Source organism: Pseudomonas sp. Q12-87 (genome assembly GCF_001269755.1).
Taxonomy (GTDB): Bacteria; Pseudomonadota; Gammaproteobacteria; order Pseudomonadales; family Pseudomonadaceae; genus Aquipseudomonas; species Aquipseudomonas fluorescens_S.
Genome location: NZ_LHVI01000010.1, coordinates 113,282 through 127,733 on the forward strand (window position 1 = coordinate 113,282; position 14,452 = coordinate 127,733).

The window sequence follows — 14,452 nt, forward strand, 5'->3', positions numbered from 1 at the left end:
TTTTCCTGGTTCGTGCTGTCCCAGACGAGGCCCGGAGCGTCAATGCGTTCGAGAATGAAAAAACAGTTGCCTGGCCGATTGGCAACCTGAGGAGTAAGCACTAGAGTATGCGCGCGCAAAACGGGCTGGAGTCGTTCGCACATCGCTGTCGCGTTTATTACGAGGACACCGATGCCGGCGGCATCGTTTACTACGTCAATTACCTCAAGTTTATGGAACGGGCTCGAACCGAACGGCTGCGGGAACTGGGTTTTGCCCAATCCGCGCTGGCAGGGGAGGACCTGTTATTCGTCGTGCATTCCAGCGAAGCGCGGTATCACGCGCCGGCGCGACTGGACGATGAGCTTCTGGTAAGTGCCGATGTCATCGAGTTGAACCGTGTCAGCCTGCGCTTCAAGCAGCAGGTCAGGCGGGCTACGGATAACGTGCTGCTCTGCGAAGGGCAGTTTTTGGTGGCCTGTGTGCGCACCTATAGTTTGAAACCCCGGGCCATTCCCGAAGCTCTACGTGCGGCCTTTGCCGACGTGAGCGGCGCGGGTACACACTCAGAGCAGGAGATAAAGCGTGGAAGCTAACGTCGTCGACCATTCCTCCATGTGGAGCCTGGTCAGCAATGCCAGCGTCGTGGTGCAGTTGGTAATGCTGATCCTGGTAGCCGCATCGGTGACCTCATGGATCATGATCTTTCAGCGCAGCAACATGCTGCGCGCCGGTCGCCGTGCCCTGGAGAGCTTCGAAGAGCGCTTCTGGTCCGGCATCGACCTGTCCAAACTCTACCGCCAGGCCGGCAGCAACCCGGACCCGGATTCGGGCGTGGAGCAGATCTTCCGTGCCGGCTTCAAGGAGTTTTCCCGCCTGCGCCAGCAACCCGGCGTCGATCCGGAAGCGGTCATGGAAGGTGTGGCCCGTGCCATGCGCGTCGCCATCTCCCGCGAGGAAGAAAAACTCGAGCAGGGGCTGTCGTTCCTGGCCACCGTCGGTTCGGTCAGCCCGTACATCGGTCTGTTCGGCACCGTGTGGGGGATCATGAACTCCTTCCGTGGCCTGGCTTCCGCCCAGCAAGCGACCCTGGCCACCGTGGCCCCGGGCATCGCCGAGGCATTGGTCGCCACCGCTATCGGCCTGTTCGCGGCGATTCCAGCCGTTATCGCCTACAACCGCTTCGCTGCCCGCAGCGAAACGCTGACTGGCCGTTACTACACCTTCGCCGATGAGTTCCAGGCGATCCTGCACCGCAAAGTGCACACCAGCGAAGAATAAGCAGGTATTTCCCAATGGCTTTAATCGCTCGAGCCCGAAAAAAGCGCAAGCCGGTTGCCGAGATGAACGTGGTGCCCTACATCGACGTGATGCTGGTGCTGCTGGTCATCTTCATGGTGACCGCGCCCATGCTCAATCAGGGCGTAAAGGTCGATCTGCCCAAGGTTTCCAGCGAAGCCTTGCCGCAGGACAACAACACCCAGGTCCTGACCATTTCGATCAAGGCTGACAAGACCTACTACTGGAACCTTGGCAGCGAAGTCGATACCGAGAAGCAGCAGGACCGGGCCATGACCCTGCCGCAGATGACCGACGCGGTGACCAAGATCATTCGTGTCGGCAATGACGCCGGCAAGCGCACGCAAGTCTTCATTCGTGGCGACAAGACCGTCGACTACGGCGCCGTGATGGGCGCCATGGGTGGCCTGCAGAAAGCCGGGGTCGGTAATGTTGGCTTGATTACCGAGGCGCCCTGATGCAGCAACAGCGAGAGCCGTCCGCCTCGGAAAGCTACTTCTGGCCCAGTGTCCTTGCCATCGGCTTGCATGTGCTGGTGTTCGGCATGCTGTTCGTCAGTTTTGCCATGACGCCTGAATTGCCGCCGGCCAAGCCGATCGTGCAGGCGACGTTGTATCAGCTCAAGTCCAAAAGCCAGGCTACGACCCAGACGAACCAGAAGCTTGCCGGTGAGGCGAAAAAATCCGCCGCGCGCCAGACCGAAGTCGAGCAGATGGAACAGAAGAAGGTTGAGCAGGAAGCAATAAAGGCTGCGGAACAAAAGAAAGAGGAAGCCGCTCAAAAGGCCGAAGAAGCCAAGAAGGCCGATGAGGCGAAGAAAGCGGACGAGGCAAAAAAGGCTGACGAAGCCAAGAAGGCCGACGAAGCGAAGAAAACCGCCGAAGCGAAAAAGGCAGAAGAGAAACAATTGGCTGATATAGCCAAGAAGAAGGCCGAAGAAGAAGCCAAGAAAGCCGCTGAAGAAGAGGCCAAGAAAGCGGCCGCGGAAGAAGCGAAGAAGAAAATCGTCGAGGACGCGAAGAAAAAAGCGGCCGAAGACGCCAAGAAGAAAGCTGAAGCTGACGAGGCGAAAAAGAAAGTCGCCGAAGACGCGAAGAAGAAAGCCGCCGCCGACGCCGCCAAGAAAAAGGCCCAGGACGCAGCGCGTAAATCCGCCGAAGACAAAAAGGCCCAGGCCCTGGCAGATTTGCTTTCCGACACGCCAGAGCGCCAGCAGGCATTGGCCGATGAACAGGGCGATGAAGTCGCCGGCAGTTACGACGATTTGATTCGCGCCCGAGCGGCGGAAGGCTGGGCTCGTCCACCTTCGGCGCGCAAAGGCATGAGCGTAGAGTTGCAAATTGGCATGCTGCCCGACGGTACGGTTACCTCGGTCACGGTTAACAAGTCCAGCGGTGACGGTCCGTTCGACGCCTCGGCGGTCGCAGCGGTCAAGAACATTGGACGATTGACGGAAATGCAAGGAATGAAACCGAGCGACTTCGCTCCCTATCGTTCATTCAAGATGACATTCACACCTGAGGATCTAGCCTTGTGAGAAACCTTCTTCGAGGAATGCTTGTCGTTATCTGCTGCCTGGCAGGGATAGCGGTAGCAGAGGAAAAGAACATCCTGGTCACCAGCGGCAGCGATCGGGCTACCCCGATCGCCGTCGTACCATTCGGTTGGCAGGGCGGTAGTGTCCTGCCGGACGACATGGCGGAGATCATCGGCAACGACCTGCGCAACTCGGGCTATTACTCGCCGATTCCGAAACAGAACATGATCAGCCTGCCGACCCAGGCCAGTGAAGTCATCTACCGTGACTGGAAGGCCCTGGGCGCCCAGTACATCATGGTCGGCAGCATTGTCCCGGCCGGCGGTCGCCTGCAGGTGCAATACGCCCTGTTCAACGTCGCCACCGAGCAGCAAGTGCTGACCGGCAGCGTATCGGGCAGTGTCGATCAGTTGCGCGATATGTCGCACTACATCGCCGACCAGTCGTTCGAGAAACTCACCGGCATCAAGGGCGCGTTCTCCACTCGCATGCTCTACGTGACGGCGGAACGTTTCTCCGAGAACAATACCCGCTACACCCTGCAGCGTTCCGACTATGATGGCGCCCGTGCGGTGACCCTGCTGCAATCGCGCGAGCCGATCCTGTCGCCGCGTTTTGCCCCCGATGGCAAGCGCATCGCCTATGTGTCGTTCGAGCAGAAGCGTCCGCGCATCTTCGTGCAGCACATCGACACCGGTCGTCGTGAGCAGATCACCAACTTCGAAGGCCTGAATGGCGCGCCAGCCTGGTCGCCGGACGGTTCGCGCCTGGCGTTCGTGCTGTCCAAGGACGGCAACCCGGACATCTACGTGATGAACCTGGCCTCGCGTTCGATCTCTCGCGTCACCAATGGCCCGGGCATCAACACCGAACCGTTCTGGGGAAAGGATGGCTCGACCATCTACTTCACCTCCGACCGTGGCGGCAAGCCTCAGATCTACAAGACCAGCGCCGGTGGCGGTGGTGCCGAGCGCGTGACTTTCGTCGGTAACTACAACGCCAACCCTAAATTGTCGGCGGACGAAAAGACCCTGGTGATGATCCATCGCCAGGATGGTTTCACCAATTTCAAGGTGGCGGCCCAGGATTTGCAGCGCGGTAGCGTAAAAATCCTCACTGATAGCACTCTGGACGAGTCACCTACTGTTGCGCCCAACGGCACCATGGTAATCTACGCCACCCGCCAGCAGGGCCGGGGAGTCTTGATGCTCGTGTCCATTAATGGACGCGTGAGGCTCCCGCTTCCTACCGCACAAGGCGAAGTCAGAGAACCGTCCTGGTCCCCTTACCTGAACTGACGCGGCGCAATACGTTTTACTTAACACACTGGGGTTCATTAGGAGTTTCACGATGGAAATGCTGAAGTTTGGTAAATTTGCTGCGCTGGCTCTGGCCATGGCTGTAGCTGTAGGTTGCTCGTCCAAAGGCGGCGACAATGCCGGTGAAGGCGCTGTCGATCCAAACGCTGGTTACGGCGCTAACACTGGTGCTGTTGATGGCTCCCTGAGCGAAGAAGCTGCTCTGCGCGCAATCACCACCTTCTACTTCGAATACGACAGCTCGGACCTGAAGCCAGAAGCCATGCGCGCTCTGGACGTTCACGCCAAAGACCTGAAAGCAAACGGCGCTCGCGTTGTTCTGGAAGGCAACACCGACGAACGTGGTACTCGTGAGTACAACATGGCACTGGGCGAGCGTCGTGCGAAAGCCGTTCAACGCTACCTGGTACTGCAAGGTGTTTCCCCAGCTCAGCTGGAACTGGTTTCCTACGGCGAAGAGCGTCCAGTTGCTACCGGCAACGACGAGCAGTCCTGGGCTCAAAACCGTCGCGTCGAACTGCGTAAGTAATTCGTCATGCGAACGTGCCGTCGTGCTGTAACTGTTCTGGCTCTCAGCCTCGCGCCGCTTGCGGCGTGGGCTGCGGTTCCTGTGGTCGATAACGATGCCGGCTATAACAATAGCGGGAGCAGCTATCCGCCTGCAGGTTACGGTACGAACGGCGCCTATGCCGGGGGAGGGGTTTCGGCCCCTGTCTCGGCACAGGGCGAGCTGTTCAACCAGCTCCAGCAAATGCAGGATCAACTGTCGCGCCAGCAAGGCGTGATCGAAGTTCTGCAGAATGATATTTCGCGCATGAAACAGGAAAACCTGGAGCGATACCAGGATCTTGATCGGCGCATAGGAAGTGGTGCTGCACCTGCCGCGACTCCTGAGAATTCTAATGCCGGTGGCGATTTGAACGCCCCCGGTGCAGCCGCAGGCGCTGGCGCGGGGGCCGCTGCTCCGGCAGCACCTGCCGCCAGTGGCGAGCCGGCTGATCCGGCGAAGGAAAAGCTCTATTACGACGCTGCCTTCGACCTGATCAAGGCCAAGGATTTCGACAAGGCCAGCCAGGCCTTTGCCGCTTTCCTGCGCAAATACCCCAACAGCCAGTACGCGGGCAACGCCCAATACTGGCTGGGCGAAGTGAACCTGGCCAAGGGCGACCTACAAGGTGCCGGCCAGGCGTTTGCCAAGGTTTCCCAGCTGTATCCCAAGCACGCCAAGGTACCGGATTCGCTGTACAAACTGGCTGACGTAGAGCGCCGCCTGGGTCACACCGACAAGGTCAAGGGCATCCTGCAGCAGGTGGTGGCCCAGTATCCGGGTACATCCGCCGCCCAGTTGGCCCAGCGTGATTTGCAACGCATGTAAGCCGGCTTGACGTTGAATTGAAGAAACCCGCGCTTGTCGCGGGTTTTTTCGTTAGAATTCACGCCCTTTTTATGAAACACGCTTTTTGGGATCTGCGCGTTGGCGGGGTTCCTTGAAGTGCCTGACGGAGGCGGACAGCCTGTTTAGCTGTTACGCCCGTGGCGACTATGCAAGACACATTGAGAATTACCGAAGTTTTTTACTCGTTGCAGGGTGAAACGCGAACGGCCGGGCTGCCCACCGTATTTGTGCGGTTGACCGGCTGCCCGCTGCGTTGCCAATACTGTGACAGTGCCTACGCCTTCAACGGCGGCACTTTGCGCTCCCTCGACGATATCCTCGAGCAAGTTGCCGGCTATCGTCCGCGTTATGTCTGCGTCACAGGCGGCGAGCCGTTGGCGCAACCCAACGCCATCCCTTTGCTCAAGCAGTTGTGCGATGCCGGTTATGAGGTCTCGCTGGAAACCAGCGGCGCGCTGGATATCTCGGCCGTCGACCCGCGTGTCAGCCGCGTCGTGGACCTGAAAACCCCAGGCTCCAAGGAAGCGCATCGCAACCGCTACGAGAACATCGAGCTGCTGACGCCCCATGATCAGGTCAAGTTTGTCATCTGTTCGCGGGACGATTACGACTGGGCGGCGTCCAAGTTGATCCAGTACGGGCTCGACCAGCGGGCCGGCGAGGTATTGTTTTCGCCAAGCCATCACGACCTGAACGCCCGTGATCTGGCGGACTGGGTGGTAGCGGACAACCTGCCGGTACGCCTGCAATTGCAGCTGCATAAATATCTTTGGAACGACGAGCCGGGGCGCTGACATGACTGAACAATCGAATACCGAGAAACGTGCGGTCATCCTGCTGTCCGGCGGCCTGGATTCGGCGACGGTGGTGGCCATGGCCCGTGCCGAAGGCTACCGGTGCTACACCATGAGTTTCGACTACGGCCAGCGTCATCGTGCTGAACTGCATGCTGCCGAGCGGGTTGCCAGGGACTTGGGCGTGGTGGAGCACAAGGTGATCGGCCTGAACCTCAACGGCATTGGCGGCTCGGCCCTGACCGACAGCTCCATCGACGTGCCCGAAGCGCCAAGCGAAGGCATTCCGGTGACGTACGTGCCGGCCCGTAACACCGTATTCCTGTCCCTGGCATTGGGTTGGGCCGAAGTACTGGGCGCTCGCGACATCTTCATCGGCGTCAATGCGGTGGATTACTCCGGCTATCCGGACTGCCGTCCGGAGTTCGTCGAAGCGTTCGAGCGCATGGCCAACCTGGCGACAAAAGCCGGCGTAGAAGGACAAGGCTTCCGCATCCAGGCGCCGCTGCAAAATCTCAGCAAGGCAGACATCGTCAGGGCCGGTGTGAAGCTCGGCGTCGACTACGGGCTCACTGTTTCCTGCTATCAGGCCGACGATCAGGGCCGTGCTTGCGGCAAATGCGACAGCTGCCGATTGCGTGCGGAAGGCTTCGCAGCGGCGGGCGTGAGCGATCCAACCCCTTATTTTTGATTTATTTCAAATTAAGTGTTGAATAGTCCTTAGAAATCAGTATTATACGCGCCACCACACAGCGGGTCGTTAGCTCAGTTGGTAGAGCAGTTGGCTTTTAACCAATTGGTCGTAGGTTCGAATCCCACACGACCCACCATTTTTAGCAGTTTAGAAAATCCGGAAGGCCCACGTAAGTGAGGATTTCCGGGTTTTTTTTTGTCTGGAATAAACCGGTCCCGCCCAAGGGGCGGGGAATGGAGTCGAAGGGGCATACGCTCATGGCTTGATGGGCTATCAGCCTTTTTTCTCGCCCGAAGCGGAGCGGTAAATTCCCGGACCCAGCGCTTCCCACCCTAGCCAGCGTCCTGCAAGGATCCGCCATGAAGGCACCCGACAGATCCATTCGCTCTGTGGTCGCGAGGCAAATGCGAGCAGCCGGGGCTTTCGTACAACTTTGCTATTGAGCGTGCTGATACAGAACTTCGAGTAGTTCTTAAGTTCTTTGAGTTCAAGTGACAGCATATCGTTTGGGCACAGTAACAGTACGTCGCCAAAGGAATACAACTGGAACGCCTCGACGTCTATTTTTTGCGAAGTGACTTGGCGTGTTTTCCACATGGTTGCGCTCAGGTCCTGCAGCTTTATATCTTCTGGCAAGGCGTATCGCTCAGTCGTTTTTTGGCGAACTGATAAACCTCCCGCTGCAATGTAGGTTATCTGGCTCAAACTGCCTGGCGAAATCAATGTGAAGGCGCCAAAGGCGAATATCATCGCCACCAGGCCCTTGGAGGTACGGCTGTAGATGTCCCCCTTGAAGCAATAAAATATGACGACCGGTAGCAGGGTAAAAATGAGTGTCAGCCAGGACAAACCCGCCACGTAGGGGACGGTGCCCGAGGTTTCCTTCTCCATATATGAACGTATCGTCAACAGTATTGGGAAGGCTGCGAAGATAACGGTGACAAAGATGGAGATCGAGAGCAAGGTGACGAGCCAGAATTCCTGACGAGCGAGTATCCACGACAGTCGCCGCTGCCATGCTCCTTTTACCCTGCGCCACGCTGGAGTTATCTTGTTTTTGATTGCCTGCCAACGGGTGCGCCATTTTTGTTGGCGAGCACTTGGGGTGCGGGCAGTCTTATGCGTTTGTCGTCTTTTTCGCTTTGCTGGTTGATGGGTCGCCAAACGCTTCAAGCGAGCTCGATTTAACCTGGCTTGGACAATTATGCTTTTCCTGATGATTCTTTTGAAGGGCGTGAGTGCGTACATCAGAAAGCACGCAGCGAAGACGATCAGGAATAATCCTGAAAATGTCACCCAGGCATTCAATTTTGACCAAAAGAAGGTCGCCCAGATGAATGAACTAAAGCCGACAACAGTGGGGAGCATCAAATAGAAGACAATTTTCGGTTGGTTGTCCTTCATATTTGAAAACAGCGAAACCGAGCAACCGAACATCCACGTTGTTGCGCCCAGGATGAATAGATACGAAAGCATTAGCAACAGGACCAGGACTACCCAGACCAACAATGCGGACTTCACATCAATGGATGGCAGGAATAGGTCGATTCGTCCAATCGTACGGGTATAAAGATACAGTGTGGTGAACCCTAACCCTGTTGCGAACAGGCCTAAGCTCACGGTGATCTGGGTCCAATAGGAAAGAATGCGTTTGGCGGTGTGCTTGAACACTTCGTTGAAGGTTCTGTCAGGTGTAGCGGACAAGGCGTAGCTCCCTTACGAGGTAAAATTCCCGGCAGGTATAGTAACGCCAAGTCGCAGCCGCCAAATATTCGATCCATAGGTTTAGCGGATGTGCTGTTCGTAATGTTTTGGGTCCAAGCGCAACACCATCACCATCATCAGCCCCATGACCGCCGTGAGCGACCACCAAGCCCACTCGAAACTCCCCAATTGATCGCGGATCATCCCGGCAATCAGCGGCGAGAGCCCGGCAATGAGGTAGCCGATACCCTGCACGAACGCGGTGAGGCTGCCGGCCCGGCGGGGGTTGTCCAAGTGATCGAGGGACACGATCAGGCTCATTGGGAACAGGCCACCGATGCCCAGCCCCAGCAGGCAGGGCCATAGCAGGCTGAAGCGTTCCGGGCTGAGGATCAGGCCGCAGAAGCCGCCGATGATCAGGGCCAGCAACACGGCCAGCACCAGGCGCTTGTCCTGGCTGCGGTTGGCAATCGCCGGGGTGAGCAGGCCGGACAATACTTCCATCGCTGTGAGAAACCCCAGGAGTAAGCCGGCGTGCTGTTCGCTCCAGCCTTTCTCCACGTAGTACGGTGCCAACCAGGCCAACACGCAGGTGTAGGAGGCGGTACCCAGGCCGAAAAAGATCGCCAGCAACCAGGCCCGGCCGTTGGCGAAGAACGATTCCTGCCGCCGTGTCGGTGCGTCGGGCAAGGGCGTGACGGCCGAGCGCTGAGCGTACCAGCAACCCAGTGCGACCAGCGCCAGCAGCGCCCAGATCGCCAGACCGATGCGCCAGCTGCCGGTCTGTGCCAGGACGAAGGGTGAGAAGGACGCGGCAATGGCAGCGCCTCCCATGATCGACGTGACGTACAACCCCATGAGCAATGAAACGTTATTGGAGAAGCGCGATTTGATCAGCGCCGGCATCACCGCCTGGATCAGGGCGATGCCGATCCCGGCCAACACCGCACTGATGATCAGATCGGCGGCACTGTTCAGGTACAGGCGCGACGCGGTGGCGATGCCGATGATCAACAGCGACAGTACGATGGTGCGGTGTTCGCCGATGCGCAGGGCGATGCGCATGCCCAGGAACATCGCCATGCCCATCGCCATGACCGGCAGCATGGTCAGCAGCGAGGCGGTGCTGAAGCTGAGGGGCACCTCGCCGCGAATGGCCGACAACAACGGCCCCACCGCCGCCATTGAGGGGCGCAAGTTGAGCGCCACCAGCACGATGCTCACCATCAGCCAGACGGCATGGGTGCTTGAGGTTTTAACGTTTTCCATGACAAGGCCTTGGCTTAACAAAGCGTCATTTAGGCGGGTGCGGCTTGTCATGGGCAAACTGAAAACTGGCGGGGAATATTGAAAAATTAAATACCGTACTCAATCAATCAAGGTTCAGGAACTTGTGTGGAGAGGGAGCAAGCTCCCTCTCCACAAGCAGCCCGCAGCTTCCTATTCCATCTCCGGGCTCAGCGTCCCCAACCAAGCCACCAACCCCAGGACGATCACCGCCACGGAGAACTCCAGCACCATGCTGCGCCTCAGCGCATTCACCGCGACGTCGTGTTCACCGGTCTGTCGGGCTTTCTCCAGGAGTGGGCTCAGATGAAAGCGGTTCAGCGCGGCGAACACCAGCATGGCCGCGAACAAGACGAGTTTGAGCGCCAGCAACTGACCGTAGCGGCTGTCGAGCAGCCCTTCGACGCTGGGGCCGACGATGAACAGATAATTCACCACCCCTGTCACGCTGATGACTGCCACAATCACCGCCCCGGCGGTTTCAAATCCGGTCAGCGTCCGAGCCAGTACCGGCAGTTGGGGCTTGGCCTGGCGAAGCAGCAGGGCAAACGCGGCCAAGGCCCCGACCCAAACGCCCGCTGCCCACAGATGCAGGAAGTCGGTGATGAAGTGCCAGCTACGACGGGTGCCTTCGTCCATGGCGCCGTGTCCTGCCCAGGCCAGCGTCGCCAAGGCCACGGCCCCGCCCAGCATGACCAGGCCGAGGCTGGCGGTCGGCCAGCGTCGATTGAGCGTCACGGCGACCCCGGCCAGGAACAGCACCGCTATGCGCAGCGTCCAACTCAGGCCGACATCCGTCTCGAACACCATCATTTCAATGTGCGGCCACAACTCGGCCCAGTCCGAGACACCGCTCATGGCCCAGGCCATGCAGGCCATGGCAGCCAGGGAGAGCAACCCGCCAAGCATCGCCGTGGTCCCCAACAGCGGTACGAAAGGCAACTGCGCGCCTGACACCCGCTCTTGGCCTCGCAGGCTATAGAGACCGAACGCAGCCAGGCCGAACAACAACATCAAATCCAGGTACAGCGCAAAACGCAGCGCGATGTTGATCGAGTCGCTCATCAACTCATTTCACCTTGAACGTGACGTTGCCGGTGATCGGGTGGGTGTCGGATGACACCGCGCGCCACTGGACTTGATAGGTGCCGGCAGCGAGGGGGGCGTTCGGGCTAATGACCATGGTTTTCGGATCATCGCTACCGGAAACCTTTGCTGGCATGGGCATCGGCGAATGCGCCGACATGCCGGGCATCTCGGTCATCAGCAGCTTGGCGCCGGAGAATTTGGTCATCAGGTTCTCGGAAAAGTGCAGCTCGATTTTTGCCGGCGCCGCGCCCTCCGCACCTTCGGCAGGAGTGGAGGACAGCAGTTTTGGATGGGCCTGGGCCAGGCCACTGAACAACAGGCCGACGGACAAGGCGACAGCGGTTTTGATGTATGACATGCAAGGACTCCTACAGCTTGGTTTTTAGTTTTAGTGAAACAGATCAGCGGGTCAGAACCACAGGCGCAGGCCCAGGACCAGGCGTGCTTCGCTGCGGTCCTCGCCTTCGTCCCGGGCGTAGTCGGCAGTGTTGCCGTAGACGCGGTTCCAGGTGACGCCGATGTACGGTGCGAACTCACGGCGTATTTCATAACGCAACCGCAGGCCCACTTCGGTGTCCGACAGCCCCGAACCGATGCCGCGGCCCGGATCGTTCTTGCCATAGAAATTGGCTTCGGCGGTGGGCTGCAGAATCAAGCGGTTGGTCAACAAGATGTCGTAATCCCCTTCCAGGCGCGCCGCGCTCTGTCCGTCTTCGCCGATGAAGGCGGTGGCCTCGGCTTCGAAGTTGTACAACGCCAGGCCCTGCAGGCCGAAGGCGGCCCAGGTTTGCGAATCGCCCGGCTTGAAGTCCTGGCGAACCCCGGCCACCACATCCCACCAAGGGCTGATGGCGTGGCCCCACAGGGCCTGGAGTTCGGCCTTTTCAGTCTTGCCATTGAGGCGTTCGCCTTCGGAGCGCAGCCATAAACGGTCGATATCGCCGCCGATCCAGCCCGACGCATCCCAGCTCAGGGCGCTGCCGTCGTCGGCGTCTTGCCACTCCAGTTGGTCCATCAGGAAGAATGAATTGACGGCGCTGTCGTGCACCGCATGCCCGCCGTGATCGTCATAGACGGCGGCGCGGTCGGCGGCGGTCAGCGCGGGAATCGGCGTGCGGCTGATGGTGGGCGCCGATTGCATGGGTTCCATGCCCTGCATCGAGTCCATGCCTTGCATCTGGCTGTGATCCATTCCCGGCATCTGGCTGTGATCCATGCCTTGTATATCGTTGCTTGCCGCCCAGGCCGGGGCGGTGACGCCGAGGGCAAGGCTGGCAATGAGTGCCATGGGGTATTGAAAAACAGTGGTCATGGTCGGCTCCTCATTCCTGCACCCGGACTTCACGGAACATGCCCATTTCCATGTGGTACAGCAGATGGCAGTGATACGCCCAGCGCCCGAGGGCGTCCGCGGTGACTCGGTAACTGCGTCGCGAGCCCGGTGGCACGTCGATGGTGTGTTTGCGCACCATGAACTGACCGTTTTCGTCCTCCAGATCACTCCACATGCCGTGCAGGTGGATGGGGTGGGTCATCATGGTGTCGTTGATCAGTACGATGCGCAGGCGTTCGCCATACTTGAGCAGCAGCGGTGCGGCATCGGAGAACTTCACGCCGTTGAACGACCAGACGAATTTCTCCATGTGCCCGGTCAGATGCAGTTCGATGGTGCGGCCCGGTTCCCGTCCGTCCGGGTCGGCAAAGGTGCTACGCAGGTCCGAATAGGTCAGCACCCTGCGACCGTTATTCCGCAGGCCGATACCGGGGTCGTCCAGCTTGGGCTTGACGCTCATGGCCTGCATGTCCACCAGCGGGTTGTCTTTCTCCGATTCGGGATGGGCCTGCATTCCGCCCATACCTGACATGGCGCCATGGTCCATGCCGGCCATGTCATCCATGCCCTGCATGTCGCCATCGTCCATGCCTTGCATCTGGCCCTGATCCATTCCCGCCATGCCCGCCATCCACCCGTGGTCCATGCCTTTCATGTCGCCCATGCCGCTCATTCCGCCGTGATCCATGCCGCCCATGCCCATGTCTTCCATGGTCACCAGTGGCCGAGGGTCGAGGGGCGGCACTGGTGCCGACAACCCGGCCCTGGTTGCGAGCGTGCCGCGGGCATACCCGGTGCGGTCCATGGATTGGGCGAACAGGGTATAGGCCTCTGCGGTGGGCTCGACGATGACATCGTAGGTTTCAGCCACGGCAATTCGAAATTCATCGACGCTCACCGGCTTGACGTATTGGCCATCGGAGGCCACGACCGTCATTTTCAGGCCAGGGATGCGGACGTCGAAATAGCTCATGGAGGAGCCATTGATGAAGCGCAGGCGGATGCGTTCACCTGGCTTGAACAAGCCGGTCCAATTCATGTCCGGCGCCTGGCCGTTCATGAGATAGGTGTAGGTGGCACCGCTGACATCGGCCAGGTCCGTGGGATTCATCTTCATTTGCGCCCACATCTTGCGATCGGCCACGGTGGCGGCCCAGCCGTTCTTGCTCACATCGTCAATGAAATCGCCGACGGTGCGTTTGTTGTAGTTGTAGTAGTCCGACTGTTTCTTGAGCTTGCGAATGACGTCGCCGGGGTCCTCGTCGGTCCAATCGGTGAGCATCACCACGTAGTCCCGTTCGTACTGGAAAGGCTCGGGTTCCCTGGCGTCGATCACCAACGGGCCGTAGACCCCGGATTGCTCCTGGAAACCGGAATGGCTGTGGTACCAGTAAGTGCCGTTCTGCCGGACCTTGAATTGGTAGACGTACATGCCATCGGGCTCGATGCCCTTGAAGCTCAGCCCCGGAACGCCGTCCATGTTGGCTGGCAGCAAGATACCGTGCCAATGGATGGACGTGGTGTCCTTCAGGCGATTGCGCACCCGCAAGGTCACGGTGTCGCCTTCACGCCAGCGCAGCAGCGGGCCGGGGACGCCGCCATTGATGGTCTGTGCGGTGCGCGGGTTGCCGGTGAAATTGACCGGGCTTTCGCCGATGAACAGGTCGAATTCAGTGCCTGTCAGCACGTTGGGCTGGCCGGGGCCGGCGACCGCCCAGACAGGCGCGCGCCACAGTCCCAGGCCGCCCAGGATACCGGCGGCGGTCAGGCCTTTGACGAAGGTTCGCCGGGAAGTCTTTGTTTGCATGCGATGGAAGTCCGTCAGTCGATTCGCTACGTGCCCAGGGCAAATTCCCTGGGCAGGTTTGAACGAAAAGATGACACAGGCGAGCGGGGCGAGTGATTACATTTCAGTCAGCTTGAAGGGGCGCGCAAGTGGGGTGATCGATGTTGAACCGGCCATTTTGGGGCTGCTTCGCAGCCCAGCGGGAGCAAGCTCCCTCGCCACGGGGGAACGCGTC

Annotated in this window: 15 protein-coding genes and 1 tRNA gene; 10 read left to right on the top strand and 6 right to left on the bottom strand. The window is 59.3% G+C overall.

From position 1 onward, the window contains the following. Window positions 1-107 precede the first annotated feature (107 nt). From ybgC to AD663_RS05370, 10 genes are all read left to right on the top strand, one after another. Window positions 108-575: a tol-pal system-associated acyl-CoA thioesterase gene (gene ybgC / locus AD663_RS05325; RefSeq protein ID WP_003178601.1), complete on the top strand. Its 468-nt coding sequence runs from the start codon at window positions 108-110 to the stop codon at window positions 573-575. Continuing rightward, complete coding sequence (gene tolQ / locus AD663_RS05330) at window positions 565-1,260, top strand: protein TolQ (RefSeq protein ID WP_003178603.1); 696 nt, start codon at window positions 565-567, stop codon at window positions 1,258-1,260. The genes ybgC and tolQ overlap by 11 nt, the downstream gene beginning before the upstream one ends. A 23-nt stretch (window positions 1,261-1,283) precedes the next feature. Continuing rightward, window positions 1,284-1,736: a protein TolR gene (tolR, locus tag AD663_RS05335; protein ID WP_161798348.1), complete on the top strand. Its 453-nt coding sequence runs from the start codon at window positions 1,284-1,286 to the stop codon at window positions 1,734-1,736. Beyond that, on the top strand, window positions 1,736-2,815 hold the full coding sequence (gene tolA / locus AD663_RS05340) for a cell envelope integrity protein TolA (RefSeq protein ID WP_053213397.1): 1,080 nt from the start codon (window positions 1,736-1,738) through the stop codon (window positions 2,813-2,815). The genes tolR and tolA overlap by 1 nt, the downstream gene beginning before the upstream one ends. Continuing rightward, window positions 2,812-4,113 (top strand): Tol-Pal system beta propeller repeat protein TolB, encoded by a 1,302-nt coding sequence (gene tolB, locus AD663_RS05345; protein WP_003178610.1) that lies wholly within the window; start codon window positions 2,812-2,814, stop codon window positions 4,111-4,113. Before tolA ends, tolB begins: the two co-directional genes overlap by 4 nt. Window positions 4,114-4,165: 52 nt before the next feature. Then, on the top strand, window positions 4,166-4,663 hold the full coding sequence (pal, locus tag AD663_RS05350) for a peptidoglycan-associated lipoprotein Pal (RefSeq protein WP_003178634.1): 498 nt from the start codon (window positions 4,166-4,168) through the stop codon (window positions 4,661-4,663). Between the two features lie 6 nt (window positions 4,664-4,669). Further along, entirely contained in the window at window positions 4,670-5,509 is an 840-nt protein-coding gene (gene ybgF, locus AD663_RS05355; protein WP_003178635.1) for a tol-pal system protein YbgF, read from the top strand. A gap of 167 nt (window positions 5,510-5,676) precedes the next feature. Next, window positions 5,677-6,324: a 7-carboxy-7-deazaguanine synthase QueE gene (queE, locus tag AD663_RS05360; protein WP_053213398.1), complete on the top strand. Its 648-nt coding sequence runs from the start codon at window positions 5,677-5,679 to the stop codon at window positions 6,322-6,324. A gap of 1 nt (window position 6,325) precedes the next feature. After that, entirely contained in the window at window positions 6,326-7,015 is a 690-nt protein-coding gene (gene queC / locus AD663_RS05365; RefSeq protein WP_003178638.1) for a 7-cyano-7-deazaguanine synthase QueC, read from the top strand. Between the two features lie 63 nt (window positions 7,016-7,078). Further along, window positions 7,079-7,154 (top strand) — tRNA-Lys (locus AD663_RS05370). A gap of 137 nt (window positions 7,155-7,291) precedes the next feature. Here AD663_RS05370 and AD663_RS05375 read toward each other — a convergent pair. The 6 genes from AD663_RS05375 to AD663_RS05400 form a co-directional block, all read right to left on the bottom strand. Continuing rightward, on the bottom strand, window positions 7,292-8,722 hold the full coding sequence (locus tag AD663_RS05375; protein WP_053213399.1) for a hypothetical protein: 1,431 nt from the start codon (window positions 8,720-8,722) through the stop codon (window positions 7,292-7,294). An 81-nt stretch (window positions 8,723-8,803) separates the two neighbouring features. Continuing rightward, window positions 8,804-9,991, bottom strand: a complete 1,188-nt coding sequence (locus AD663_RS05380; RefSeq protein WP_053213400.1) for a cyanate transporter — start codon at window positions 9,989-9,991, stop codon at window positions 8,804-8,806. Window positions 9,992-10,162: 171 nt separating this feature from the next. Then, window positions 10,163-11,074 carry a copper homeostasis membrane protein CopD gene (copD, locus tag AD663_RS05385; protein WP_053213401.1) on the bottom strand — a complete coding sequence of 304 codons (912 nt, stop codon included), beginning with the start codon at window positions 11,072-11,074 and terminating at the stop codon, window positions 10,163-10,165. 4 nt (window positions 11,075-11,078) lie between these two features. After that, a complete protein-coding gene (copC, locus tag AD663_RS05390; RefSeq protein WP_003178647.1) occupies window positions 11,079-11,456 on the bottom strand; it encodes a copper homeostasis periplasmic binding protein CopC in 378 nt (125 codons plus the stop codon). 51 nt (window positions 11,457-11,507) lie between these two features. Further along, window positions 11,508-12,410, bottom strand: a complete 903-nt coding sequence (locus AD663_RS05395) for a copper resistance protein B (RefSeq protein ID WP_053213402.1) — start codon at window positions 12,408-12,410, stop codon at window positions 11,508-11,510. Between the two features lie 10 nt (window positions 12,411-12,420). Then, the gene (locus AD663_RS05400) at window positions 12,421-14,238 is read right to left on the bottom strand and encodes a copper resistance system multicopper oxidase (RefSeq protein WP_003178650.1); all 1,818 of its coding nucleotides are present in this window, start codon (window positions 14,236-14,238) and stop codon (window positions 12,421-12,423) included. Window positions 14,239-14,452: the final 214 nt, after the last annotated feature.